Here is a 26094-nt window from a genome sequence, read left to right as displayed (position 1 = left end):
ACTGCCCCCCGACAAGGTCGCGCCGGCGCGCCGCACACCCTGCAGCGCTCTGAAATCTCTGTACCGCAACATATTTCGATCATCATCGGGGGCGACGGTCCGGCCGCGGACATCACCGACCTCACCACGGTCGCCCGGCACCAGGGAACTCCCGAAACAGCGCCACCGGTGACCACATCGGCGACCCGGCTGGTGATCCGCGGATCCACCGCCCCGCCACGCTGACACCCTTCCCCACCAGGCCTGTGAGGTGTGACACACTCTCAGACGTACCGAATGTGCTGCCCGTGGCCCTCATCGGAGACCACAACTTCATAGACGAGGACGTGATGAAACGGATTCAGTTCGCCCGCGGGCGACGACGTCGGGCGATCGCGCTGGCCAGCGCACCCGTGATCGCGGCGACGTTGTTGTCGGCCTGCGGTAGTCAGGGAGGCCCTCCGACGCTGACGTGGTACATCCTTCCCGACAACGGAGGCTCTGTCGCCCGCGCCGAGCAGTGCGCGGACGCCTCCAACGGCGCCTATCAGGTGCGCATCGAATCGCTGCCCAGCACCGCCACCGCCCAGCGTGAGCAGATGGTCCGCCGCCTGGCCGCCGGTGATTCGTCGATCGATCTGGTCAGCATGGACGTGGTGTTCACCGCCGAGTTCGCCAACGCCGGTTTCCTTCGCCCGTACACCGCGGAAGAGGCCGATCGGCTGACTGCCGGGATGCTGCCCGCCCCGATCGAGACCGGCATGTGGGAGGACACCCTCTACGGGGCGCCGTACAAGTCCAACGCCCAGCTTCTCTGGTACCGCAAATCGGCGGCCGCCGCGGCCGGCGTCGATCCCGCATCGCCGACGTTCACCTGGGATGAGATGCTCAAAGCCGCTGTCGGCCAGAAGAAGAAGATCGCGGTCCAGGCGCAGCGCTATGAGGGTTACACGGTGTTGATCAACGCGCTGGTGCTCTCCGGTGGCGGCGCGCTGCTGGAGGACGTGGAGGCCGGCCGCAACGCCAAGCCGTCACTGGCCACCCCGCCCGGCGAGAAGGCCGCCGAGATCGTCGGAAACCTCGGTCGCTCCCCCGCCGCACCCACCGACATGTCGAACGCATCGGAAGAGCAGGCCCGCGCCAACTTCCAGTCCGATCAGGGCATGTTCATGGTCAACTGGCCCTACGTGCTCGCCGCCGCGCGCAGCGCGGCCGAGGAAGGCACTCTGGCTCAGGAAGTCGTCGACGACATCGGCTGGGCCCGCTACCCCAGGGTGTCCCCCGACCTCCCGAGCGCGCCGCCGCTGGGCGGCGCGAACCTCGGTATCGGCGCCTACACCAAGTACCCGGAACAGGCGGTGGCGCTGGTCGAGTGCATCAACGCCGAACCGAAGGCGACCCAGTACATGCTGGACGAGAGCGAACCGTCCCCGTATTCGGCGTCCTACGACAGTCCGGAGATCCGGGAGACGTACGAGAACGCCGACCTGATCCGGGAGTCCATCGGCGACGGCGGCCCCCGCCCGCCGACGCCGTTCTACACCGACATCTCGGGCGCGATCCAGCAGACCTGGCACCCGCCGGCCTCGGTGAATGCCGAAACACCGGAAAGGACAGACCAATTCATGGCTGACGTGCTGGCGGGAAGGCGACTGCTGTGACCGCCTTGGCAGACCCGCCGATCCAGAAGGATCCGGGTAAACCCTCGGTCAGCGAACGCGTCAAGGGCGAACGCCGGCTCGGGCTCTACCTGACCCTGCCGTCGTATGTGGTGATGCTGCTCGTCACCGCCTACCCGCTCGGTTACGCACTGGTGCTGTCGCTGTACAACTTCCGGCTCACCGACCCGGAGGGACGCAGCTTCGTCGGGCTGGGCAATTACCTCGTCATCCTCACCGACCCGATCTGGTGGAACGACTTCGTCACCACCTTGGCGATCACCGTCGTCACCGTGGCCGTCGAACTGGTGCTCGGGTTCTGGTTCGCGTTCGTGATGCTGCGCATCGTGCGGGGCCGCGGTCCGCTGCGCACGGCCATCCTGATTCCCTACGGCATCGTCACGGTGGTCTCGGCGTTCATCTGGCGCTACGCGTTCGCCATCGACTCCGGGTTCGTGAACCAGTGGCTGAACCTGACAGAGTTCGACTGGTTCGGTAACCGGTGGTCGGCCATCTTCGTGATCTGCCTGTCCGAGATCTGGAAGACCACGCCGTTCATCTCGCTGCTGCTGCTCGCCGGTCTGGTGCAGGTCCCCGAGGACATGCAGGAGGCGGCCAAGGTCGACGGCGCCACCGCATGGCAGCGGCTGTGGAAGATCACCCTGCCGAACATGAAGGCCGCCATCATGGTCGCGCTGCTGTTCCGGACGCTGGACGCCTGGCGGATCTTCGACAACCCGTACGTGATGACCGCGGGCGCCAACAACACCGAGACCATCTCGTTCCTGGCCTACCGGCAGAACGTCACGCTGGTGAATCTCGGTATGGGATCGGCGGTCTCGGTGCTGCTGTTCCTGTCGGTGGTCGCCATCGCCTGGATATTCATCAAGGTCTTCAAAACCGACCTCTCGCAAGTCAGGGGTGACCAGTGACCAAGAACACCAAGTGGTGGACGATCGCGGGCATCGTGATCGTGATCTACAGCTTCGTGCCGATGCTGTGGATGATCAGCCTGGCGTTCAAGCCGCCGTCGGACATCGTCTCGGGCAAGCCGTCGTTCCTGCCGAGTTCGATCACCTTCGACAATTTCGCGCAGATCTTCAGTGAGCCACTGTTCACCCGGGCGCTGATCAACTCGATCGGGATAGCGATCATCGCGACGGTCATCTCGGTGATCATCGCGATGTTCGCCGCGTACGCCATTGCCCGTCTGGAGTTTCCGGGCAAAAAGGTGCTGCTGTCCTTGGCGCTGGGCATCGCGATGTTCCCGCAGGCCGCGCTGGTGGGCCCGCTGTTCGACATGTGGCGCGGGCTGGGCATCTACGACACCTGGCTCGGCCTGATCATCCCGTACTTGACCTTCGCACTGCCGCTGTCGATCTGGACGATGTCGGCGTTCTTCCGCCAGATTCCGTGGGAGATGGAGCATGCCGCGCAGGTCGACGGTGCCACGGCGTGGCAGGCGTTCCGCAAGGTGATCGTCCCACTGGCGGCGCCGGGGGTGTTCACCACCGCGATCCTGACGTTCTTCTTCTGCTGGAACGACTTCCTGTTCGCGATCTCGCTGACGTCCACCGACAGTGCCCGTACCGTTCCGGCGGCGCTGGCGTTCTTCCAGGGGGCGTCGTACTTCGAATCACCGGTGCCCTACATCATGGCGGCCTCGGTGATCGTGACCATCCCGGTGGTCATCCTGGTTCTCATCTTCCAGCGGCGCATCGTCGCCGGTCTTACTTCCGGAGCAGTGAAGGGATAGCCCCATGGCAGCAATCACGATGCGCAATATCGTCAAGAAGTACGGTGACGGCTATCCGGCGGTCAACGATGTGAGTCTGGACATCGCCGACGGCGAGTTCATGATCCTTGTCGGCCCGTCGGGTTGCGGCAAGTCCACCCTGCTGCGGATGATCGTCGGGCTGGAGGACATCACCTCCGGCGACATGCTGATCGGCGACAAGCGGGTCAACGACATGGCTCCGCGTGACCGGAACCTGGCCATGGTGTTCCAGAACTACGCGCTGTACCCGCACCTTTCGGTGTTCGAGAACATCGCGTTCCCGCTGCGGCTGTCGGGCAAGTTCTCCGACGAGGAGATCCGCAAGCGGGTCAACGACGCGGCCGCGACGCTGGAGCTGACCGAACACCTCGACCGCAAGCCGGCCAACCTGTCCGGCGGGCAGCGGCAGCGCGTCGCGATGGGCCGGGCCATCGTGCGCGAGGCCGACGCGTTCCTGTTCGACGAACCGCTGAGCAACCTCGACGCCAAGCTGCGCGGCCAGATGCGCACCGAGATCCTGCGGCTGCAACGCAAGCTCGGCGTCACCACGGTCTACGTCACCCACGACCAGACCGAGGCGATGACCCTCGGCGACCGGGTCGCGGTGCTGAGAAAAGGCGTGCTGCAACAGGTCGCCAGCCCGCGTGAGCTCTATGACCAGCCGGTGAATCTGTTCGTCGCCGGCTTCATCGGTTCTCCCCCGATGAACTTCGTCCCCGCCAAGGTGCGCGGCGACGAGATCGAGTTGCCGTTCGCGAAAGTCCCGCTGCGCGACGAGTGGCGCGAGGTGGTCGAGAACGACAAGGTCTACATCGCCGGCATCAGGCCGGGAGCGTTCGAGGACGCCGGATTCGTCGACGACGACAAACGTTCGCGCGGCGTCACTTTCGACGTCGATATCGACGTCACCGAATGGCTGGGCAACGAGCAGTACGCGTTCGTGCCGTTCGAGGCCTCGCCCGAGATCGTTGGCCAGCTCGCCGAGCTCGCCAACGAGCTCGACAGTGAGCAGTTGCGTACCCAGATCTGCGTCGAGCTGGATCCGCTGAGCCGGGTGCGCGGCGGCGACAAGGCCACGCTGTGGCTGGATGCCGAACGCCTGCACCTGTTCGACCCACACTCCGGCGACAATCTGACCAGGGTGACCGAGACCGAGTCCCGCGGCAGGCACGCGGCGGCCACCGGCTGAGCCTGCGGACGCCCGGCGATGGCCGCCCCCGAGCTGCGGCTACGGGCACCCTGCCCGGGTCTCATCGCGCTGCCCTGGGACCGGCCGCTCGCCGACTGGACGGCGCCTGAGGTCCCGCTGCGCGACATGCGGGTGGGGCCCAGCCGACATCTGGTGCGGTTCGTCCACTGCGACGGCGAGCTGTGGGCGCTCAAGGACCTCCCGCCCCGTATCGCCGCCCGCGAGTACGGCGTGCTGAGCCGGCTGGAGGAGATGGGCCTCAACGCCGTGCGCCCGGCCGGACTGGTCTTCCAGCCCGGGTTCGACACCGCGGTGCTGCTGACCCGATATCTCGTCGGCTCGTGGCAGTACCGGCGGCTGTTCATGCGGCTGCCGCCGGACGCGCCCAAGCACCGGGCCCGGTTGTTCGACGCGATGGCCACGCTGCTGGTGGAACTGCACCGGCACGGCGTGTTCTGGGGCGACTGTTCGCTGGCCAACACGTTGTTCTCCCGAGACGGCCAGGTGCTGCAGGCGTTCCTGGTCGACGCCGAGACCAGCGAGGTGCATCCTGGCCTGTCCGACGGGCAGCGCAACCACGACATCGACATCACCGTCGAGAACGTCGCGGCCGGGCTGCTGGACATGGCGGCCAAACTCGAACGCCCGGAGCTGCAGCCGGGATTCATCCAGGAAGCCGTCGACATCAGGGCCCGCTACGAGCAGCTGTGGGGTCTGCTCACGGCGGAGCCGACCTTCGGTTTCGCCGACCGCTACCGGGTCGAGGGCACGATCCGCAAACTCAACGAGGCCGGATTCGCCGTCGAGGAGGTGTCGCTGCGGCCGGTCAGCACGGACACCGACGACCTGCGGCTGCACGTGGCCGTGGGCGACCGCAAGTACCACGCCCAGCAGCTGCGGCGGTTGACCGGGCTGGACGTCGGCGAAGGTCAGGCGCGGATCCTGCTCGGGGACCTGCAGGCCTACCAGGGCCAGCTCTGCTACGAGGCCGGCCACGACGTCGACGAGCGCACCGCCGCCCAGCTGTGGGTGATGGAGGTGGCCACCCCCACCATGCACCGGGCCCATTCCGCGGTCGGCGGGATCGGCAGCCCGATCCAGGCCTACTGCGACCTGCTGGAGGTCCGCTGGTTGCTCTCCGAACGCGCCGGCCACGATGTCGGGACCGAGCGCGCGCTGCAGGCGCTGGCACGCAAGGTGGTGCCGTCGGAGTCGGCCGCCCAGTTGTCGGTGGTCGAGGACCCTACCCAGCCGTTCTCCGTGCTCGACGACGACTGACGGTCACGACACGCGCCGCAGTGCCTCGTCCACGGTCTCGCACAGGTTGAGTTCGCCGTCGAGGCCGACGAGCGTCAGCGGCCTCTTGGTCGCCGAGCCGGTGGCGACCACTGCGAACCCGGCCGCGGATCCGGCCTGTTCTCTGGCCTGCTCGCTGGCCTTGATCAGCACCGTCATCCCGGCCGACGCCAGAAACGTCACATCTGACAGGTCGATGACCACCGCCGCCGGGGCGGCGTCGAAGACCTGCTGCAGCGCCGCGGTGACCTCGGCAGCGGTCGCGGCATCCACCACCCCCGACACGGTCACCACCTCGGCGTTCTCGACCGTTCGGGTGCTGATGGCGACTTCGCTGCGGCCGGGCGGAAAGGCAGGACTGCTGATCTCGTCGGTCATATTGCGCTTTCGGTACACGATCTGCGGGACGGGCTGTTCTGAGATCATCTCAGAATGGACGTCCGCTCCAAGAACAACGTGCGGGTGACGGGACGGGCCGACGGCCGCCCGATCATGCTCGCCCACGGATTCGGCTGCGACCAGAATCTGTGGCGGCTGGTCGTGCCGCTGCTGGCCGACCGGTTCCGTCTCGTCCTGTTCGACCACGTCGGTTCGGGCGCCTCGGATCCGTCGGCCTGGGACGCGCAGCGCTACACCGGCCTGCAGCAGTACGCCGACGACGTGCTGGCGATCGTCGACGAACTGGAGCTGCGCGACGTCGTGTTCGTCGGCCATTCGGTGGCATCGATGATGGGTGTGCTCGCCGCCGCGGACTCCCCCGCCGCGTTCGCCGGGCTGGTCCTGCTCACCCCGTCGCCGTGTTATCTGGACGACGGGCCGTACCGCGGCGGGTTCAGCCGGTCCGACATCGACGAACTGCTGGATTCCATCGAGAGCAACTACCTGGGCTGGTCGCGCGCGATGGCGCCGGTGATCATGGGGACCCCCGATCGCCCGGAGCTGGAAGCCGAACTGGCAGAAACGTTCTGCCGCGCCGATCCGGTCCGGGCGCTGACATTCGCCCGCGCCACGTTCCTGTCCGACAACCGGGCCGATCTGGCCCGCGTCACCGTGCCCACCACGATCGTCGAATGCGCCTACGACTCCCTGGCGCCCCGTGACGTGGGCGCCTACTGCCACGCCCACATCGAGGGCAGCACGCTGGTGACGCTGGACGCGGCGGGCCACTGCCCCCACCTGAGCGTCCCCGAGGCGACCGCGGCCGCCATCGCGGACTTCGCCGAGAGCCTGTGACCGACCCACGGCGCCGGCACTTTCCGGACGCGGTCGACGATTTCTTCGACAACGCGCCGTGCGGCCTGCTGCTCACCGGCCCCGACGGCCGCATCACGCTGGCCAACCACACGTTCGCCGGCTGGGTCGGGCATCCGCCGCAGGAGTTGGCGGGACGCCGGTTTCCCGATCTGCTGGCCGCAGGCAGCCGGATCCACTACGAGACGCATTTCGCCCCGCTGCTGCAGATGACCGGTTCCCTCACCGGCATCACCCTCGATCTGATCGGCGAAGACGGTTCGCGGCTACCGGTTTTCGTCACCGCCAACGTCAGGACCGGCGCCGACGGCGCCCCGGTCGCGTTGCGCATCACCGTGCAGGACGCCACGGAACGGCGCTCCTACGAACGCCAGCTGCTGGAGGCGCGCCGCGTCGCCGACCGCGAACGTGAACGCGTGCAACTGCTGGCCGCGACCCTGCAACGCTCGCTGGTGCCACCGAGTCTGACCCCGCCGGACGGCCTGGTGGCCGCGGCGCACTACCACACCGCGTCCCCCGACGACGTCGGCGGAGATTTCTACGACCTGTTCCCGCTGACGCGGCACAAGTGGGGCATCTTCCTCGGCGACGTGTCGGGTAAGGGCGCAGGCGCGGCCGCCGTCACGTCGCTGACCCGCTACACCCTGCGCGCCGCCGCGGCCTACGACGACGACCCGGTCACCGTGCTGCACAACCTCGACGCGGTCCTCAGCCACGAGTTCCACGGCGACGACCCCCACTTCTGCACCGTGCTGTTCGGGGTGATCGCGCCGACCGCCGACGGGTTCGACGTCGAACTGGCCAGCGGCGGGCACCCGCCTGCGCTGCTGATGTCGGCGTCGGGACAGACCCGGTATGTGCACACCACCGGGGGTCAGGCCGTCGGCATTCTCAAGAAGCCGCGGTTCGTGGCGCGGACGGTCCATCTCGGGCCCGGCGACACGCTGGTGCTCTACACCGACGGGCTCACCGAGGCCAGAACCGGGCCGAACCGGCGCTTCGACGATCACGACGACTTCCTCGACTTCGCGCGCCGGGAGAGCCCCACCGACGCGCCGACCTTCGTGGCCGCGGTACAGCGCCTGCTCGACGGCTTCGGTGCGGGCCTGGAAGACGACACCGCGGTGATCGCGGTGAGTGTGCCGCCACCGACCTGACCCGACTTTCCGCAGATGCGGCCAGGGTGACACAATCACTCCTCAAAAGCGGAAGCTCTGCGCCGAGAGGGGGCCACATGCCGGACATCCGCGTCAGGGACGCGGCCACCCTGCTCGGGGTCAGCGACGACACCGTGCGGCGCTGGATCGACAGCGGCAACCTGCCGTCGGCCAAGGACGGCACGGGCCGCACCGTGATCGACGGGAAGGCGCTGGCCGAGTTCGCGCGCGACCACGCGTCCCCGCCGCCGGACCCGTCCGGAGTGGGCAGTTCGGCGCGCAACCGGTTCGTCGGACTGGTCACCAAGGTCACCGCCGACCGGGTGATGAGCGAGGTGCAGATGCAGTGTGGACCGTTCACGGTGGTGTCACTGATGAGCACCGAGTCGGCCCGTCAACTGGGCCTGGAACCCGGAGTCGTGGCCGTCGCCGTGATCAAGGCGACCAACGTCATCATCGACACCCCGGGAGGGACTTCGTGACACCGGCCGTCGGTGTCCTCGCGGCGTTGACCATCGCCGCACTGGCCACGGGATGCTCTGCGAGAGCAGATGATTCGGAGGCGGCCACCGGCGACGTCACCGTCTTCGCCGCCGCGTCGCTGCAATCCACGTTCACCGAACTCGCCGCGCGATTCGAAAACGATCATCCCGGAACCGAAGTCACGTTGAACTTCGCGGGCTCGTCGGACCTGGTGGCCCAGCTCGCCCAGGGCGCGCCCGCCGACGTGTTCGCCTCGGCCGACGCGACCACCATGACCAGGGCCCTCGACGACGGACTGGTCGCCGGGGCGCCCCAGGACTTCGCGACCAACACGCTGACCATCGTCACCCCGGCGGGAAACCCCGCGGGGATCACCTCTTTCGAAGATCTGACCGACCCCGCGATCCAGGTCGTGGTGTGCGCACCGCAGGTGCCGTGCGGGACAGCCACCGAGAAGGTGGAGAACGCGGCGGGCGTGACCCTCACCCCGGTCAGCGAGGAGTCCGCGGTCACCGACGTGCTCGGCAAGATCACCTCCGGCCAGGCCGATGCAGGCCTGGTCTACGTCACCGACGCCGCGGCCGCCGGTGACCGGGTCACCACGATCCCGTTCCCGGAATCCTCCGAGGCCGTCAACACCTACCCGATCGCCACGCTGACCGAGGCGGCCGATCCGCCCGCCGCGCAGAGGTTCGTCGAGTTGGTCACCGGCCCGCAGGGGCGGGAGGTGTTGTCCGCGGCGGGGTTCGGCACGCCGTGAGCGTCCGCCGACCCGTCGCCGCGCCGACGCAGGTGGGACTGCCGGCCTGGATCTACCTCCCCGCCGCGGCCGGGGCGCTGTTCGTGCTCACCCCGCTGCTGGCGATCCTGCTGCGGATCGACTGGCCGCACTTCGTGCCGCTGATAACCTCCGAATCCTCCCGTGCCGCTTTGCTTCTCAGCCTCAAGACGGCGGCGGCCAGCACCGTGGTCTGTGTGCTGGTCGGCGTTCCGATGGCGCTGGCGCTGGCCCGCGGACAGTTCCCCGGCCGCTCCGTGTGCCGGGCGCTGGTACTGCTGCCGCTGGTGCTGCCTCCGGTGGTCGGCGGCATCGCGCTGCTGTACACGTTCGGCAGGCAGGGCCTGCTCGGGCAGCACCTCGACGTGCTCGGCATCCGCATCGCGTTCTCCACCACCGCGGTGGTGCTGGCGCAGTCGTTCGTGTCGTTGCCGTTCCTGGTGGTCAGCCTCGAAGGCGCGCTGCGCTCGGCCGGATCGGATTACGAGCGCATGGCCGCCACCCTGGGCGCCAGGCCGACCACGGTGCTGCGCACGGTGACGCTGCCGCTGGTGCTTCCCGGCCTGATCTCGGGCGCGGTGCTGGCCTTCGCGCGTGCCCTCGGCGAGTTCGGCGCCACGCTGACCTTCGCCGGGTCGCTGCAAGGTGTCACCAGGACGCTGCCGCTGGAGATCTACCTGCAACGCGAGACCGACCCCGACGCCGCCGTGGCGCTGTCGCTGCTGCTGATCGTCGTCGCCGCCGCGATCGTGATCGCCACCGCCGGCCGCCGCCTTGCGGGGCCGTTGTGAGCGGCGTGCGGATGCGGGCCCGCCTGGATCAGCGCGGGATCGACGTCGACCTGTCCCTCGACGACGGTGAGGTGCTGGCGGTGCTCGGGCCCAACGGCGCCGGCAAGTCCACGCTGCTGCACCTGATCGCCGGACTGCTCCGGCCCGACGCGGGCCGCATCGAGGTGGGTGCGACCGTGGTCACCGACACCGCGTCGGGGACGTTCGTGCCGCCGCACGCGCGGCGCGTCGCGCTGCTGAACCAGCAGCCGCTGCTGTTTCCGCACATGACCGTGGAGCGCAACGTCGGTTATGCGCCGCGCTGCCGGGGCCGGTCCCGCAGGCAGGCCCGCGACTGCGCGCAGCGGTGGCTGGCGGCCGTCGGCGCGGCCGACCTGGCCGGCGTCCCGCGCAACTGTCCGGGGGCCAGGCGCAGCGGGTGGCGCTGGCCCGTGCGCTGGCCGCCGAGCCCCAGCTGCTGCTGCTGGACGAACCCATGGCCGCCCTCGACGTCGCGGCCGCGCCCGCGATGCGCCGGCTGTTGCGCGAGGTGCTGCGCGATGCCGGCCGCACGGCGGTGATCGTCACCCACGACCTGTTCGACGCGCTGGCCGTGGCCGACCGGGTCGCGGTCGTCGAGAACGGCCGGATCGTCGAGAGCGGCCCGGCGCGGGAGGTGCTGACGGCCCCCCGCAGCGACTTCTCCGCCCGCATCGCCGGGGTCAACCTGGTTGCGGGCACCGTCGCCGAGCCCGGCGTCGTGCGCACCGCGTGGAACACCGTGATCTCGGGGACCGGCGACGTCGCCGTCGGCGCGGCCGTCGTCGCCCTGTTCCGGCCCGACGCGGTGGCGGTGCACCTGGATCCGCCCCACGGCAGCCCACGCAACGTGATCGAGCTGACCATCGGCGAGGTGGACGTGCACGGGGACGGCGTCCGGGTGCGGGGCGCCGACCAGCCCGACGGCGGCACCGGCCTGGCCGCCGACATCACGGTGGCGGCCGCCGCCGAGCTGAACCTGGTGCCCGGACAGACCGTGTACTTCGTGGTGAAGGCCCGCGAGGTGCAGTTGCACCCCGCACCGGCCGCGGCCTGACCTGCACCGGCCCGCCGTCATGCGCGGATGGGCCGCTGCATTGGGTAAATTACTGGCCGACCCGGTCCGGCGACGATCCCCGGCGGGCGGAGATGGTATCCGTGATCTAGGTGGTGAACTTGTCGGGCAGGTGGCGCGGGCCGGCGCAGGCACCCGAGGGAAGCCGCCGCGCCGATCTCGACGGGCTGCGAGGCCTGGCCATCGCCCTGGTCGCCGTGTTCCACATCTGGTTCGGCCGGGTGTCCGGCGGCGTGGACGTCTTCCTGGTGCTGTCCGGCTACTTCTTCGGCGCGATGGTGCTGCGCCGCGCACTGGACCCCCAGTCGTCACTCAACCCGCTCCCGGTGCTGCGCCGGCTGGCGCGGCGGTTACTGCCCGCGCTGGTCGTGGTGCTGGGCTTCGCGGCCCTGCTGACCGTGACCATCCAGCCGCAGACCCGGTGGGAATCCTTCGCCGACCAGAGCCTGGCCAGCCTGGGCTACTACCTGAACTGGCACCTGGCCGGAACCGCAGCGGACTACAGCCGCGCCGGCGAGGCGGTCAGCCCGCTGCAGCACCTCTGGTCGATGTCCGTGCAGGGCCAGTTCTACCTGGCGCTGCTGGTGGTGGTCCTGGTACTCGCCGCGCTGGTCCGCCCGATCGCCGGCGCCCGGCTCAAGGGCGTGCTGATCGCGGTGCTCGGCGCGCTCACCGTGGCGTCGTTCTGGTACGCGGTCCTCGCGCAGGCCGAGCACCCGCCCAGCGCGTACTACGACAGCTTTGCGCGCGCCTGGGAACTTCTCGCAGGCACCGTCGCGGCGCTGCTGTTCACCGGGCTGCGGATGCCGAGGTGGCTGCGGACCGTGGCCGCGGCCGCCGGAATCGCGCTGATCGTCTCATGCGGCGCCTGGATCGACGGGGCGCAGTTGTTCCCCGGACCGTGGGCCCTGGTGCCGGTCGGTGCCACCCTGCTGGTGATCGCCGCCGGGGCGGGGCGGCCGGACAAGGTCGCCGCCCCGCTGCGGATGCTGTCGGGCCGCGTCCTGATCTGGCTCGGCGCGATCGCGTACTCGCTGTATCTGTGGCACTGGCCGTTGCTGATCTTCTGGCTGGTACACACCGGGCGGGCCGGCGCGGGCGTCCTCGACGGCCTCGGGGTGCTGGCGGTGTCGCTGCTCCTGGCGTTCCTCACCCACCGCTTCGTCGAGAACCCGCTGCGCTACCCGGCCGCCCGGCCGGAAAGCCCGCACCGGGCCGCGCGGGTATGGGGCTGGCTGCGCCGCCCCACCGTCGCACTCGGTGCCGCGGTGGTGCTGCTCGCCGTCGCGCTGGCGGCGACATCGTTCTCCTGGCGTGAACACGTGACCACGCAGCGCGCCCACGGTCATGAACTGGCCCTGCTTCCCGAACGCGACTACCCGGGCGCGCGGGCGCTGACCAACCGGCTGCGGGTGCCGGAACTGCCGATGCGGCCCAGCGTCCTGGAAGCCCGCGACGACCTGCCCGCGACCACCCAGGACGGCTGCATCAGCGACTTCCTCAACCCCGACATCATCAACTGCATCTACGGCGATCCCGACGCGCTGCGCACCATCGCACTGGCGGGCGGCTCACACGCCGAGCACTGGATCACCGCACTGGACATGCTCGGCATGCGCCACGGCTTCCGCGTGGTCACCTATCTGAAGATGGGCTGCCCGTTGACCACCGAACTGGTGCCCACGATCGCGATCTCGGACAACCCCTATCCACAGTGTCACCAGTGGAACCAGGACGTGATGAACAAGCTGGTCGCCGACCGGCCGGACTTCGTGTTCACCACCACCACCAGGCCCAGGATCGACGGCCCGGGCGACATCGTGCCGGAGGGCTACCTCGGGATCTGGGACACGTTCGCCGCCAGCGGCATCCCGGTGCTCGGCATGCGCGACACCCCGTGGCTGGTCAGGAACGGGTGGCTGAGGGACCCGGCGGACTGCCTGGCACGCGGCGGCGACGCCGTCAGCTGCGGGGTGAAGCGGTCCTGGGCGCTGTCGGACGTCAACCCGACGCTGGCCTACACCGAGCAGTACCCGCTGATGCGACCGCTGGATCTCAGCGATGCCGTCTGCGACGCCACCGACTGCCGGGCCGCCGAGGGGAACGTGATGGTCTACCACGACTCTCATCACGTGTCCGCGACGTACATGCGCACCATGGCCGACGAGTTGGGCCGGCAGCTCAGGGTGGCCACCGGCTGGTGGTGAGCGGGTCCGCCGGTCACGGGTGCGGCGGCCGACGCAGCGTGCGGGGACGCAGGAGCGCGGCGAGTTCCTCCCTGCTGTTCACGCCGGTCTTGGCCATCGCCTTGTAGATGTGGCCCTCCACGGTCCGGGGCGAGAGCACCAGGCGATCGGCGATGTCGCGGTTGGACAGGCCCAGTCCCAGCAGCGCGATCACCTCGCGCTCCCGCTCGGTCACCGGCAGGTCCGAGCCCGCGGCCGTCAGCGCCGGGGTGTGCACTCCCCCGCCGTCGGCGGACAGTGCGTCGGCCCGTGCCGCGCAGCCCAGCGCCGAACCGCGCAGACCCGCACGCCGGTACAAGACCACCGCGTGCGCGGCCGCGTCCACCGCCGCGATGAGATCACCCATGTCCTCGAAGACCTCCGAGACCGCCGCGAGCTCGGCCGGGTCACCGGCCTCCAGCGCCGCGGCCAGCCGGGCAGCCACCTGCACCCGGGGACCGTCGATGACCGCGGCCAGCTCACGCAACCGTGGATGGGTGGTCCGCGCGCCGAACTGGGTGGCCAGTTGCAGGCATTCCACCTCGACGGCGAACTGCCCTGCCGCTGCGGCATTCTCGGCGGCGCGGCCGAGGACGCCGATGGCCTCGCTGGTGGCCCCCTGGCCTGCGGCCACCCAGGCCTCGGCCACCGCGGTCTCCGCACTCAGCGACCGGAACGGCCGTCGCTTCGCCCGCAGTACCGCCAGAAGTTCTGCGGCACCGTCGATGTCGCCGGTCGCCGCGAGCGCGACCACGTACGGAACGCGGTAGCGGTAGCCCCAGCCGAGGTCGTGGCCCGCGGCGGACAGCGTGGTCGTCGCCCGGCCCAGCAGCGACCGCGCGTCGGCGACCCGGCCCGCCCCGAGGGCGGCGCGACCGGCGATCGCCACCCCGAGCAGCCGTGCGGCTCCGGGCAGGTCGGCGGCGTGGCGCCGTTCCCGCTCGGCGAGTTGCCCGGCCGACCGCACCCGGCCTGCCATCAGCAGCGCGCCGATGTGGGCGTCGGCGATGTTGCACCGCAACTGAGGGGCGTCGGAACTGCGCACGATCTCATAGCCGGTCTCGGCGACGGATTCCGCGACGCCGGTCCGCCCTGCGTCGCCGTGGATGCTGGTCAGCACCCACGCCACCTCGCCGCCGATCGGCGCGGGCAGGTCCTGAAGATCCAGGTCCTGCGCCGCGGCCAACGCATCCCCCGGCCGGTCGGTGGCGAAGGCGTGCACGGCCCGCACGGCGGCGATCTCGTCGCGTGCCGGCGCGGACGTCACGCGCCCGGCTGCGGCGATGATCTCTTGCGCCCGTGCGGGTTCGGCCAGTGCCCACAGCATGTTGCTGGCCCGGAAGAAGGTGTAGCGGGCGAAATCCGCCTCGCTCAGTGCGGCGGTGTCGACGGCGGTGAGCACTTCTTCGGCGGTGTCGCCGTGGCCCAGCCAGGACAGCGCGTGCGCGCGGACGAACTGCGCCGCCGGACCCGCCCCGGCCCGGCCCGCCGCCTCGGCCAGCCGTTCGGCGAGCGGCAGGTCGGCCAGGCAGACCGCCCCGCGGGCCGCGCACAGCAACAGGTCCGCGTCGGGTTCGAGGTCGGAGTCCAGCGTCAGCGCCGCCCGGCGCACCAGGATTCGGACCTCGTCGCGATCCGGGGCCCCGGCCAGTTCGGTGGCGACCAGTCCGCGTAACCGGCGCAGCCGGGTCGGCGCGGTGCGGTTGCGCCGCACCTCTCCGTACAGCGGGTGCGCCACCCTGACCTCGGGGCGCGGACCGTCCCGGTCGACGCTGACCAGGCCGTGCACGTCGGCCTCCTCCACCGCCGCAGCATCGGTGATGCGTTGCAGCACAGCAAGTTCCAGAGGTTCGCCGACCGCGAGCACATCGAGCACGGCGGCCACCTCGGGGCGCAGCGCCCCCATCCGCGATTCGATCAGCTCGACCAGCGTCTGCGGCACCGAGGGTTGGCCGCTCCAGCACCAGTGGTCGTGGCGCCGGGTCAGCCGGCCGTCGGCCAGTTCCTGTTCCACGATGTGCCGCAGATAGAGCACGTTGCCACCGGTCAGCCGGTGGAGTCGGCCGAGCGACTCCGCGTCCACCGGCCCGCCGAGGGTGCGGGTCAACAGCGTCGCGGTGTCGCCCCGAGTCAGCGGCGCCAGCGTCAGCCACTCGAAATCGGCGAGCCGCCACAGTTCGGTGAGCCCGCCGGGGGCCGCCTCGCCCTCCCGTAGCGTCACGACGAGCTTGGCGGTGCGGCGGTGCACGATCTGGTGGAGCACGAACAGCGACATGTCGTCGAGTTGGTGCGCGTCGTCCACCCCGACGAGCACCGGCCGCGGCGCCGCGGTGAGCCGTTCGATCACGCCGCAGACCGACTGCAGCGCGTGCGTGTCAGCCGGATCGGCCCACGAGGCCATGGCACCCAGCGGGATGGCGCGTGCGGCCGAGGAACCGGCGATCCAGCGCACCTCGTCGCCGCGGGTGGCCGCGCCGTCCAGCGCCGCCGATGCCACCCGGCTCTTGCCCACGCCCGCCGCCGGAGATCACCACACCGGCGATGGCGGCGTCCGACAGCGCCGCCTCGATGAGACGGGTCTCGTGTCCGCGGCCTACCAGCGGCCACGCCAACCGCATCCGCTCAGCGTAAAGCAGCAGGTGGCGTGGCGCCCGGGTTTATCCGACCACCACCGGCGGGGCTGGGTGCGTGTCGGCCCTGCTGCGACGCCGCACCGCGAGCGCGGTCGCCCCGGCCGCCAGTCCACCACCGATGAGTAACGGCCAGAAGAGCATCTGGGCGAGCGCGACCCGGCGCTGCACCTTGACACCGCGACGGACGAGGGAACGACTACGACGGACGACGCTCACGGCATCGGCCTCCTTTTCTCTGGCTGAATCGGCCCTTTACCCGGCAGCCCGGCACGGCAAACGGCAGCTATCCCTGCCGGCCGCGGGAGCGGCGAAGTTTGCGGCCCCGCAACCGATTCTCGCGGTCCTTGGCCCGGTTCTTGTCGATCACGGTGGTGTCGCGCAACGGCAGCTTCAGGGTGTCCTCGGCCCTGATCCCGGCCTGAAGCTGACGACCGCGCTCCATTTCGGCGTCGATCTCGGCGCCGAAGAGCAGCGCCAGGTTGGTCAGCCACACCCACAGCAGGAACACGATGACCCCGGCGAGGGTGCCGAAGGTCTTGTTGTAGTTGCCGAAGTTGGCCACGTAGAAGCCGAAGCCCAGCGAGGCCACCACCCAGGTCAGGATCGCGATCGCCGCGCCGATGCTGATCCAGCGGAACTTCGGCTGCCGGACGTTCGGACTGAGGTAGTACAGCGCGGCCACTCCGACCACGATGAGCGCGAGCAGCGCCGGCCAGCGCGCGACGTTCCAGATCGCCAGCCCGGTCTCGCCGATGCCGAGGTAGCCGCCGACCGCCTCGGCGACCGGTCCACTGAGCGCCAGCACCAGCGCGACAGCGGCCGCGACCAGCAGCCCCACCAGCGTGAGCAGCAGCTGCTGTGCCCGCAGCTTCCAGATCGGCCGCCCCTCCTCGACCTCGTAGATCCTGTTCATCGCGCGCCCGAACGCGCCGACGAAGCCGGACGCCGACCAGAGCGCGCCGAGGATGCCTGCGACCAACGCGAAGCCGGCCGACGGCGCGTTGACGAGATTCTCGATGGGCCCGCGCAGCACGTCGACGGCCGCGCCGGGGCTGACGTCGTCGACGATCTGCAGGATCGCGTCCGCGGTGCGCTCCCCCTGGCCGAGCACCCCGAGCAGCGACATCACCACCACCAGCGCGGGGAACAGCGACAGCACCGCGTAGTAGGTCAGCGCGGCCGCCAGATCGGTGCACTGGTCCCGGCTGAACTGGCTCACGGTCTGCCGCAGCACGTACTTCACCGACGGCCGGGTCAGGTCGGACGGCGAGTCGGGTTTGGCCGGGTGGTCAACGGGCGGGGCGTCTGGCTTGTTCAGGTCTTCGGCGGGCGGCGCGGCCTCAGGGTCCGGTCCGGCCTCCGCACGGGGGTCGGGGCGGGGGCTCGGCTGGACCGGCAGCGGGGCGTGCCGAGACCGTCGGGAACGGGTCAGCGCACCGGTCGCCACACCGACGACGAAGGCCCCCAACACGGCAGTCGGCCGACGCTTGCGCACGACCGTGCCGCCGGTCCCGAGCTGGTGCTGACCCTGAAGACCACTGACCTGTTGCGGCATGGCCGGGTGATGCCCGCGCCCGTCGGTGACCAAACTCCGGGGACCGCCGTCCAGAGCCGGGGGCAGCGTCCGCGGTGTCGGCCGGATATCAGACCGGACTCCTTTCACACCGGCAGGTTTATTTTCCGCAACCGCCGGACATACCTATCTCGCAATTGCAGACCCACACCACCTCGGATCGGAGCAAATAGTGATCATCCTCGGAGTCATCCTGTTGTTGATCGGATACTTCACCGGACTCTCGATCCTCTACACCATCGGCGGGATCCTCGTCGTCGTCGGCATCGTCTTGTGGATCCTCGGTGCCGTCGGCCGCCCGGTCGGTGGTCGAAAAGTCTGGTTCTAGACCGGCTGCGCGCCGCCACACCCGGGTGAAGCGGCCCCGGGTGGGCGGCACCCAGCGCGAACAAGCGGCGATGGCAGAACGCTGAGAACCCTCGCATCGGGGTTGCGATTGCCGGTCCAGCCAGTATTCTCTTCAGCAGGTGATTGAAGTGAGTCACCATCTCGCAGCAGGAAATGCTTGAGCGTCCAGGCGTTTTGCACATCGAGGCGACCTACCTACCGCCGCAAGCGCATGTCGAGAACCCGGCGTGACCCGTTGGTCCGAATACCAATCGCTAGTGAGCGGTCCACAGCGTGACGAGGATGCTCACCCCTCAGACAATTCGCCCGCCGGGGACAGATCACCGCCCCGGTAGAGGCTCTTCGCGAGCCGAACGGCATCGAGCGTTCCCTCCGTCATGTGCACGACCCGAAAGCGTGACCCGTGCAGACGATCGAACACCCCAAGACCACTGCCGCCCGGACCATCGCCAGGACCACTGCGACGACCGTCCCCGCCCCGATCACTCAAACCGGGACGATCGAGCGCAGGCAACCGGGCAGATCCCGGTCCCGTAACAGCGGCGCTTACGACGACGTCGTGGACATGTTCCGCGAGCTGGCCACCCTCGACCCCGCATCGGCTGCGTATCAGCGCCAACGCGAGGTGATCATCGAGCGGTGTCTGCCCCTGGCCGACCACATCGCGCGCCGCTTCCGGGGACGCGGCGAAGCCCACGAGGACCTCGTCCAGGTCGCGCGCGTCGGCCTGCTCAACGCGGTCAACCGTTTCGACGTCGACGCCGCGAATGACTTCCTGGCGTTCGCGGTGCCGACCATGATGGGTGAGGTCCGCCGGTACTTCCGCGACCACGGCTGGTCGTTGAAGGTGCCACGCCGGCTCAAAGAGCTCAATGTACGGATGAATGCGGCAAAGTCCGAGCTCACTCATACGCTCAATCGGGCGCCGACACCGAGCGAACTTGCCGAGTATCTCGGAATGGACCGGGACGAGATCGTGGAAGGGCTGGTCGCCGCGAACGCATACTCCACCCGTTCCACCGAGCAGGAGACCATGCTCAACGGTGACGGCGACGGCCTGACCCTGCTCGACACCATCGGCGGCCCCGACGAGAACATCCAGCGCGTCATCGACGTCGAGACCGTGCAACCGCTCTTGGCCAGCCTCCCGGCTCGCGACCGGATGGTCTTGCAGCTGCGGTTCTTCGACAACCAGACGCAGAGCCAGATCGCCGAACGCATCGGCGTGTCACAGATGCACGTGTCGCGGCTGCTCAGCCGGGCGTTGGCTACGCTGCGCGCGCAGATCGGGTGAGGCCGAGCCGGTCAGCGGTGCGACTTCGTCCGAGCCAGCGCCAGGGCCCCTGCTGCGGCAGCAAGGCTGCCGACGGCGAAGGTGCCGGCTGCTATCCCCCGCGCCGGTTTGCGTAAGCCTCCGTCGATGACCGCGGCATCGGCCGACGGGTCGAACAGGTTGCCGTCGCTGGTTGCCACCGGCTCGGCCCGGTCGAAGTAGGACTGCATGAGCCGCGCCGCGATCCGCGCGGTGAGCACCGGATTCGCCGCGTGTACGACCCGGGTGAGGACGGCAGAGCCGCCGATCACCGTTGTGGGCCTTGGTTTGTCGCACAGCCGTCCGATGGCCTCGGCGACCCGGCGCGCATCCAGCACCGGTGGCGGCGCGGAGATCCTGCGCCCGACGTAGTTGGCGCCGTGGCGCAGTCCCGGGGTGTCGACGAACCCCGGGTAGACGTCGCAGACATGGATGTCCGGGTACTGCGCCAGCTCCCCGCGCAAGGCTTCGGCGAAGCCACGCAGACCGAACTTGCCTGCGCTGTAGGCCGCCGCGAAGGGCGCGGCGGCGAAACCGCCGAGCGAGATCATGTTGATGAATATCCCGTGGCCCTGCCGCAGGAAAGTCGGCAGCACAGCATGTGCGTCGTTCATGTGGCCGATCAGATTGATCCGGATCACCTGCTCGTGCGACTGCATCGGTGTCTCCTCGTAACGTCCGACGGCTCCGGTACCGGCGTTGCTCACCCACACGTCGACGCCACCGAGATCAGCTGCGGCACGCTCGGCCAGCACTCGCACCGCTTCGCTGTCGGTCACGTCGGTCGGCACGCAGATCGCTTCGCCGCCGAGCTGTTCGCACCGTCCGGCCACTGTCTGCAGCGCTTCGGCATTGCGCGCCGCCAGCACCAACCGTGCACCCCGCTTCGCCAGCAATTCGGCGGTGGCCTGCCCGATTCCGCTCGACGCGCCGGTGATGACGACACGGAGCGGCTGGGTGCGTTCTTGTGTGGGCCGTTTCTGTCTGGGCAATGAAGTCTCCTCGAATTTCGGCGGCGTCGGCCCGCTGGGCGGCGTGCACCGGTGGTGCTACCCCATGACGGTGTGGTTATGCCCTCACTGGGTTTGGCGGCAAGGAGACCGGGCAGACAGCACGGCGTGACTACGTCGACGAGCCATGCACTGGCGGTGCGGATGGCAATGCTGGCCCGCAGCGTCGCAGTGCCGCGGACGGTTGAGGAGATCTTCCAGGAGGTCACTTCTGCTGCGGCAGAGTTGATACCGGGCGTGGACACCGCCGGGATCCTGCTGATCGGCAAGGGCGGCAAGTTCGAGTCCCATGCGATCACCACCGAACTGCCGCACCAGCTCGACGAACTCCAGCAATCGCTCCAGGAGGGACCATGCCTGGAGGCCGCAACCGGCCATGACGTCGTGCGCACCGACGACTTCCGCCACGAAACACGTTGGCCTGCCTACACCGCTGCCGTGCAGAAGCTGGGCGTGCTCAGCAGCTTGTCGTTACGGCTCTACACCCACGACCGAACCGCGGGTGCGCTGAACCTGTTCGGCTTCGCCCCCACCGAATGGGATGCCGAGAAGCAGATGGTCGGCAGCGTGCTGGCCGCCCACGCCGCCGCGGCCATCACGTCGCACCACCAGGGTGAACAGCTCAGGTCCGCGGTGGGCAGCAGGGACCGGATAGGGCAGGCCAAAGGCATCATCATGGAGCGCTTCGGGGTGGACGAGGTACAGGCATTCAGCATGCTGCGGCGGTTGTCCCAGGAGAGCAACACACGCCTGACCGACATCGCCGCGCAGGTGATCGAGACGCGGCGGGGCGCCCCACCCGGCGACTGACGACGGATTCCGCAGCACAGCCACCGCGAGATTGACGCTTTCGTCAGCCGCGCTGGGTACCGGATGCGGCAATGTCGGCCAGTCTGCCCAGAACTCGCGATCATCGAGTGTGTGCCACAACCTACGGAATCCGTACTACTCTGGTTTGCGGTTGAGTGCCCAGCCGCGGATGTGCCCCATGACTTCGCTGCAATACGCCTGTGGAAATGAGGATGGTCTCCGTCGGTACTGAACCCACCTACCAAGCCGCTGCTGCCCTGGACGAGGAGCAACAGCGGTGCGGCAACGCAAAATTCGCCGTGCGCCATTGTTCGCCCTACCGTGTCGCTGTCGCGGTGATCGGCGAGATCGACGCCGTGAACGGTCGCGCGCTGGCGCGCTACGTCGAGCGGCACACCCGAGTGTCCCGACAACTTGTGCTCGACCTCCGCGCAGTCGACTTCTTCGGCAGCCAGGGATTCACCGCGCTGTACTACATCAGCGTGCACAGCGTACGTAGGGACGTGGACTGGGTCATCGTGCCGAGCCCGGCCGTCCAGCGGCTGCTCGACATCTGTGATCCCGTCAAGGAATTGCCGGTTGCCGACGACCTCAATGCGGCGCTGGCCCGACTCGACCGGTTCGCCCAGAGCAGGCATCAGACAACCTGGAGCGGGAAATCGGGTTGGCAGCTGCGGTGAGCGCTGGTTTCGGTCGCGGCGCACGAGGCCGCCGCGCTGCTCACCGCGCCCGGACGAGGGCCGGCGCCACCGTCAGCGCGGCCAGGGTGACTGCGGGCCGGGCCAGTGCGCGCTCGTCGCATGCGGTCCGGACCGCGTCGTCGACCGCCGCCACGATGCCGGCGGCCTGCGGGGTGTAGGCCCAGAACTGAATCGACCCGCCGCTGAGGGCAAGTCGCCTGACCGGTGCACCGCAGGCTCGCAGCACCGTGGCACGATGAACCAGCCTGCGCGCCGCGGCAGCCCATTCGGCGGCATCCCCGGCATGTTCGACCTCGGTGTGCAGCCCGATGACGGTCAGCCGCCGGTCCCCCAGCATCACCGGCGCCTGACCGGTCAGGTAGAGGTACCTCGTGTTGTGGGCCTCCTCCGCGACCTGCGCCATGTGCTGCGCGGTGTCGACGATGAACCGCGACACGTCCATCGCCACGGCGCGGCGAATAGGGGCCGCGGCGGGACCGCAGCGGAACACCACCTGGATGGGGCGGATTCGCCGGTACCGCACGAGGTCGAGATCGCGGTCGTCGCGCGCGGTCACCGAAACCCCGCGCGAGCGCGCCCAGTCCGCCAGCCCCCGGTCGACCAGGGCGGCGGCGGGAATGCAGTGGCCCGCGTTGACGCGTATCCCCGGTGCGCGAGCGGCAGATAGCGGAGGGTCATCGGTGGCGTGCACAAGCAGGGTCATGACTCAGGTCTACGGCCGGCGACCGGCCGTCGCCACCGCCCATACGCACTCCTGACGCCGGCTGGACCGTTCTTAGCGCGATGTTGACGTGCCTCACTGTTCGAAGCGGTAGCCCATTCCGGCCTCGGTGAGGAGGTGTTTGGGTTTGGCCGGGTCGACCTCGAGCTTGCGCCGCAGCTGCGCGAGATACACCCGCAGATAATGTGTTTCCTTGGCGTACGCCGGTCCCCAGACCTCGCGCAGCAGTTCCTCGCGCCCGACCAGCTTGCCGCGATGCCGGACCAGCATCTCCAGCATCCCCCATTCGGTCGGCGTCAGGTGCACTTCGGCGCCGTTGCGCGTGACCTTCTTGGCGGCGAGATCGACTGTGAACGAGGATGTTTCGATCACCGGCTCATCCATGTCGGAGGCTGCCGCGCTACGCCGTGCGGCGGCCCGCAACCGCGCGAGGAACTCGTCCATCCCGAACGGTTTTGTCACGTAGTCGTCGGCGCCGGCGTCGAGGGCACGCACCTTGTCCGACGAGTCGGTGCGCGCCGACAGCACGATGATCGGCACCGAGAGCCATCCGCGCAGGCCGGTGATCACGTCGATCCCGGTCAGGTCGGGCAGGCCGAGATCGAGGATCACCACGTCGGGTTTGCTCTCGGCGGCCAGCTTCAGGCCCTCCGCACCGGTCGCGGCGGTGAACACCTCGTAGCCGCGTACCGACAGGTTGATCCGCAACGCGCGCAGGATCTGCGGTTCGTCGTCGATGACGAGCACCCGGGTCTTGCTCATCGTGAGCCTCCTGAGGAGTCGGCAGGAAGGTCGACGACGACGGTGAGCCCACCACCGGGGGTGTCACCGGTCGAGATCGACCCTCCCATCGCCTCGGTGAAGCCGCGGGCGACCGACAGGCCCAGCCCCACTCCGCTGGTGTTGTCGGTGTCGCCGAGCCGCTGGAACGGTGCGAACAGCTGATCCTCGGTGCCCCTGGCCACGCCGGGGCCCTCGTCGATGACGTTGATCAGCACTCGCTCCCCGACGCGGCCGGCGTTGACCCGGACCACGCCGCCCATGGAGTACCGCAGCGCGTTGTCGATCACGTTGACCAGCACGCGCTCCAGCAGCCCGGGATCGGCGAGCACGACCGCGTCACCGACTTCGACCTTCACCCGTTCCAGCGCGCCGAGTCCGGACGCCGCGGTACCGCGCCTGATCCCGAGCAGTGCGCGCTGGACAGCTTCCTCCAGGTAGACCCGTCCGGAGTCCGGTGTGACGACCCCGGCGGCCAGCCGGGAGGAATCCAGCAGGTTGCCGACCAGCGCGGTGAGCCCGTCGATGGACTCCTCCACCGTCGCGAGGAGTTCGGCGGTGTCCTCCGGGGAGAAGTCGACGTCCTCGCTGCGCAGACTCGACACCGCCGCCTTGGCCGCGGCCAGCGGCGTGCGCAGGTCGTGGCTGACCGCCGAGAGCAGCGAGCGTCGCAACTCGTCGGCCTTCGTGATCGCCTCGGCGCGACTGGCCTCCTCGGTGAGTTCCCGCTGACGCACCAGTCCCGCGGCCTGCGCCGCAACCGCGCCCAGCACGCGACGCTCGCGTGCCTGCAGCTTGCGGCCCGCCAGCAGCAGCCAGAATTCGTCATCGCCGACCTCGATCGCCGTGTCGGCCGAAGCGATGTCGGTACAGGGGTGGTCGCCGACGCACGCGACGACCACCGGCCCGTCCTCGGGGGTTTCGCGCAGCAGTGACACCGACTGCTGCAGATAGGTTTCGCGCACCCGCTCCAGCAGCGCGCTCAGATCCGCGCCCCGCAGCACCGAGCCCGCGAACAGCGCGAGCAGTTCGGCTTCCCGGGCGGCGCGGCCCGCCTCCCGCGCCCGCTTGGCCGCGCTGTCGACGAGCGCGGCCACCGCCACCGCGACGGCGAGCAGCACGAACACGGTGACCGCGCTGTCCGGCGCGGAGATCGTGAGCGTGTACCGGGGTTCGACGAGAAAGTAGTTGAGCAGAAATCCCGACAGCACCGCCGACAGTGCGGCCGGCGCCACCCCGCCGAGCAGCGCGACGACGAGCACGCCGATGAAGAACAGCGCGCTCTCGCCGCCGATACCGAGCATCGGGTCGAGCCACAGCACGGTGATCGCGCACAGCACCGCCGGCACCACGACCGCGGCCAGCCACGACGTCAGGTGGCGGCTGCGCGGTGACAGCGAGGCCATCGACCAGCCCGGCGTGGCGTGCTCGTGGGTCACCATGTGCACGTCGATCCGGCCGGATTCCTGCACGGTTCTCGCACTGATGCCCTCGTCGAAGATCCGCGCCCAGCGGGACCGCCGCGACGTGCCGATCACCAGCTGGGTGGCGTTGCGCTCCCGCGCGAAATCCATCAGCGCGGTGGTGACGTCGTCGCCGACGACCGTGTGCACGGTGGCGCCGAGACTGGACGCGATCTCCCGGATCTTGCCCAGCTCCGGCGCGGACGCGCCCGCGAGGCCGTCACCACGGACGACATGGACCACCATCAGCTCGGCGCTGGACTTCGAGGCGATACGAAATGCCCGGCGCACCAACGTCTCTGACTCGGGACCGCCGGTGACCGCCACGACGACCCGCTCCCTGGCCTCCCAGGTGTCGCGGATCTCGTGGTCGGCGCGGTACTTGGCCAGCGCCGCGTCCACCTGGTCGGCAAGCCACAGCAGGGCCAATTCCCGCAGCGCGGTCAGATTTCCCTGCCGGAAGTAGTTGCTCAGCGCCGCGTCGATGCGTTCGGGTTGATAGACGTTTCCGTGGGACAGCCGCCGCCGCAGCGCTTCCGGGGCGATGTCCACCAGCTCGATCTGATCGGCGCTGCGGACCACCGCGTCCGGGATCGTCTCCTGCTGGGCGATTCCGGTGATCCGCGCGACCACGTCGTTGAGGCTCTCCAGGTGCTGGACGTTGACCGTCGAGATCACCGTGATCCCGGCATTGAGCAGCTCCTGGACATCCTGCCAGCGTTTGGGATTGGCGCTGCCCGGGGTGTTGGTATGCGCGAGTTCGTCGACCAGGACCACCTCGGGATTGCGGGCGATCACGGCGGGGACGTCCAGTTCCGCGAACGTGCCGCCCCGGTAGTCGACGTAGCGGGGCGCGACGATCTCGATGCCTTCGAGCAGCTCGGCGGTCTTCTTGCGGCCGTGTGTCTCGACCACCGCGGCCACCAGGTCGGTGCCGCGCTCCAGCCGGCGGTGAGCTTCCCCGAGCATCGCGAACGTCTTGCCCACCCCCGGGGCCGCGCCCAGGTAGATGCGCAGTTCACCCCGCTTCGTGCGGTATCCGCCGGTGCTCACCTGTTCACCTTGT

The 26094-nt window shown here is 69.4% G+C and carries 23 protein-coding genes and 1 pseudogene; 16 read left to right on the top strand and 8 right to left on the bottom strand.

Features of this window, described 5'->3' with window-relative positions; genetic code table 11:
* The first annotated feature begins 287 nt into the window (after nucleotides 1-287).
* From C6A87_RS11760 to C6A87_RS11740, 5 genes are read left to right on the top strand one after another with little or no spacing between them, the layout of a single operon-like run.
* Nucleotides 288-1640, top strand: coding sequence for an extracellular solute-binding protein (locus C6A87_RS11760; protein WP_311117377.1), 1353 nt, complete (start codon nucleotides 288-290; stop codon nucleotides 1638-1640).
* Nucleotides 1637-2569, top strand: coding sequence for a sugar ABC transporter permease (locus tag C6A87_RS11755; protein ID WP_311117376.1), 933 nt, complete (start codon nucleotides 1637-1639; stop codon nucleotides 2567-2569). Before C6A87_RS11760 ends, C6A87_RS11755 begins: the two co-directional genes overlap by 4 nt.
* Nucleotides 2566-3393, top strand: coding sequence for a carbohydrate ABC transporter permease (locus C6A87_RS11750; RefSeq protein WP_311117375.1), 828 nt, complete (start codon nucleotides 2566-2568; stop codon nucleotides 3391-3393). The genes C6A87_RS11755 and C6A87_RS11750 overlap by 4 nt, the downstream gene beginning before the upstream one ends.
* Before the next feature lie 4 nt (nucleotides 3394-3397).
* Nucleotides 3398-4603, top strand: coding sequence for a sn-glycerol-3-phosphate ABC transporter ATP-binding protein UgpC (locus C6A87_RS11745; RefSeq protein ID WP_311117374.1), 1206 nt, complete (start codon nucleotides 3398-3400; stop codon nucleotides 4601-4603).
* Nucleotides 4604-4621: 18 nt separating this feature from the next.
* Nucleotides 4622-5881: a DUF4032 domain-containing protein gene (locus C6A87_RS11740; protein ID WP_311117373.1), complete on the top strand. Its 1260-nt coding sequence runs from the start codon at nucleotides 4622-4624 to the stop codon at nucleotides 5879-5881.
* 3 nt (nucleotides 5882-5884) lie between these two features.
* On the opposite strand, the gene C6A87_RS11735 is transcribed toward C6A87_RS11740, so the two are convergent.
* Nucleotides 5885-6325, bottom strand: coding sequence for an STAS domain-containing protein (locus C6A87_RS11735; RefSeq protein WP_311117372.1), 441 nt, complete (start codon nucleotides 6323-6325; stop codon nucleotides 5885-5887).
* Nucleotides 6326-6331: 6 nt separating this feature from the next.
* Between C6A87_RS11735 and C6A87_RS11730 the strand changes: the two genes are divergently transcribed.
* From C6A87_RS11730 to C6A87_RS11700, 7 genes and pseudogenes are all read left to right on the top strand, one after another.
* Entirely contained in the window at nucleotides 6332-7132 is an 801-nt protein-coding gene (locus tag C6A87_RS11730; RefSeq protein ID WP_311117371.1) for an alpha/beta hydrolase, read from the top strand.
* Nucleotides 7129-8307: a SpoIIE family protein phosphatase gene (locus tag C6A87_RS11725; RefSeq protein ID WP_311117370.1), complete on the top strand. Its 1179-nt coding sequence runs from the start codon at nucleotides 7129-7131 to the stop codon at nucleotides 8305-8307. The genes C6A87_RS11730 and C6A87_RS11725 overlap by 4 nt, the downstream gene beginning before the upstream one ends.
* A gap of 77 nt (nucleotides 8308-8384) precedes the next feature.
* A complete protein-coding gene (locus C6A87_RS11720; RefSeq protein ID WP_311117369.1) occupies nucleotides 8385-8789 on the top strand; it encodes a TOBE domain-containing protein in 405 nt (134 codons plus the stop codon).
* Nucleotides 8786-9550 carry a molybdate ABC transporter substrate-binding protein gene (gene modA / locus C6A87_RS11715; RefSeq protein WP_311117368.1) on the top strand — a complete coding sequence of 255 codons (765 nt, stop codon included), beginning with the start codon at nucleotides 8786-8788 and terminating at the stop codon, nucleotides 9548-9550. The genes C6A87_RS11720 and modA overlap by 4 nt, the downstream gene beginning before the upstream one ends.
* Nucleotides 9547-10359, top strand: a complete 813-nt coding sequence (locus tag C6A87_RS11710) for an ABC transporter permease (RefSeq protein ID WP_311117367.1) — start codon at nucleotides 9547-9549, stop codon at nucleotides 10357-10359. The genes modA and C6A87_RS11710 overlap by 4 nt, the downstream gene beginning before the upstream one ends.
* Nucleotides 10356-11434, top strand: a pseudogene (locus C6A87_RS11705) (sulfate/molybdate ABC transporter ATP-binding protein). The gene C6A87_RS11710 and the pseudogene C6A87_RS11705 overlap by 4 nt, the downstream one beginning before the upstream one ends.
* A gap of 110 nt (nucleotides 11435-11544) precedes the next feature.
* The gene (locus C6A87_RS11700; RefSeq protein WP_396837043.1) at nucleotides 11545-13659 is read left to right on the top strand and encodes an acyltransferase family protein; all 2115 of its coding nucleotides are present in this window, start codon (nucleotides 11545-11547) and stop codon (nucleotides 13657-13659) included.
* A 13-nt stretch (nucleotides 13660-13672) separates the two neighbouring features.
* Here C6A87_RS11700 and C6A87_RS11695 read toward each other — a convergent pair whose 3' ends face one another.
* The 3 genes from C6A87_RS11695 to C6A87_RS11685 all read right to left on the bottom strand — a co-directional run bounded on the left by C6A87_RS11695 (nucleotide 13673) and on the right by C6A87_RS11685 (nucleotide 17865).
* Nucleotides 13673-16189 carry a LuxR C-terminal-related transcriptional regulator gene (locus C6A87_RS11695; protein WP_311117366.1) on the bottom strand — a complete coding sequence of 839 codons (2517 nt, stop codon included), beginning with the start codon at nucleotides 16187-16189 and terminating at the stop codon, nucleotides 13673-13675.
* A gap of 145 nt (nucleotides 16190-16334) precedes the next feature.
* Nucleotides 16335-16526, bottom strand: a complete 192-nt coding sequence (locus tag C6A87_RS11690; RefSeq protein ID WP_311117365.1) for a hypothetical protein — start codon at nucleotides 16524-16526, stop codon at nucleotides 16335-16337.
* Nucleotides 16527-16593: 67 nt separating this feature from the next.
* Entirely contained in the window at nucleotides 16594-17865 is a 1272-nt protein-coding gene (locus C6A87_RS11685) for a YhjD/YihY/BrkB family envelope integrity protein (protein WP_396837042.1), read from the bottom strand.
* A 190-nt stretch (nucleotides 17866-18055) separates the two neighbouring features.
* On the opposite strand from C6A87_RS11685, the gene C6A87_RS11680 reads away from it, so the two are divergent.
* Nucleotides 18056-18211: a hypothetical protein gene (locus C6A87_RS11680; protein WP_003933814.1), complete on the top strand. Its 156-nt coding sequence runs from the start codon at nucleotides 18056-18058 to the stop codon at nucleotides 18209-18211.
* Nucleotides 18212-18796: 585 nt separating this feature from the next.
* Entirely contained in the window at nucleotides 18797-19525 is a 729-nt protein-coding gene (locus tag C6A87_RS11675; protein ID WP_396837092.1) for a SigB/SigF/SigG family RNA polymerase sigma factor, read from the top strand.
* Between the two features lie 11 nt (nucleotides 19526-19536).
* On the opposite strand, the gene C6A87_RS11670 is transcribed toward C6A87_RS11675, so the two are convergent.
* The gene (locus tag C6A87_RS11670; RefSeq protein ID WP_311117364.1) at nucleotides 19537-20535 is read right to left on the bottom strand and encodes an SDR family oxidoreductase; all 999 of its coding nucleotides are present in this window, start codon (nucleotides 20533-20535) and stop codon (nucleotides 19537-19539) included.
* A gap of 126 nt (nucleotides 20536-20661) precedes the next feature.
* Between C6A87_RS11670 and C6A87_RS11665 the strand changes: the two genes are divergently transcribed.
* Entirely contained in the window at nucleotides 20662-21363 is a 702-nt protein-coding gene (locus C6A87_RS11665) for a GAF and ANTAR domain-containing protein (RefSeq protein WP_311117363.1), read from the top strand.
* A gap of 212 nt (nucleotides 21364-21575) precedes the next feature.
* Nucleotides 21576-22043 carry an STAS domain-containing protein gene (locus C6A87_RS11660; protein ID WP_311117893.1) on the top strand — a complete coding sequence of 156 codons (468 nt, stop codon included), beginning with the start codon at nucleotides 21576-21578 and terminating at the stop codon, nucleotides 22041-22043.
* 40 nt (nucleotides 22044-22083) lie between these two features.
* On the opposite strand, the gene C6A87_RS11655 is transcribed toward C6A87_RS11660, so the two are convergent.
* The 3 genes from C6A87_RS11655 to C6A87_RS11645 all read right to left on the bottom strand — a co-directional run bounded on the left by C6A87_RS11655 (nucleotide 22084) and on the right by C6A87_RS11645 (nucleotide 26081).
* Nucleotides 22084-22767, bottom strand: coding sequence for a hypothetical protein (locus tag C6A87_RS11655; RefSeq protein WP_311117362.1), 684 nt, complete (start codon nucleotides 22765-22767; stop codon nucleotides 22084-22086).
* Between the two features lie 93 nt (nucleotides 22768-22860).
* Nucleotides 22861-23547: a response regulator gene (locus C6A87_RS11650; RefSeq protein ID WP_311117361.1), complete on the bottom strand. Its 687-nt coding sequence runs from the start codon at nucleotides 23545-23547 to the stop codon at nucleotides 22861-22863.
* A complete protein-coding gene (locus C6A87_RS11645) occupies nucleotides 23544-26081 on the bottom strand; it encodes a sensor histidine kinase KdpD (protein ID WP_311117360.1) in 2538 nt (845 codons plus the stop codon). Before C6A87_RS11645 ends, C6A87_RS11650 begins: the two co-directional genes overlap by 4 nt.
* Between the last annotated feature and the right edge of the window lie 13 nt (nucleotides 26082-26094).

The organism is Mycobacterium sp. ITM-2016-00317 (genome assembly GCF_002968295.1).
Classification (GTDB): domain Bacteria; phylum Actinomycetota; class Actinomycetes; order Mycobacteriales; family Mycobacteriaceae; genus Mycobacterium.
Note: the sequence above shows the minus strand (reverse complement) of the source record. Positions and strands in the feature narration are given on the sequence as shown.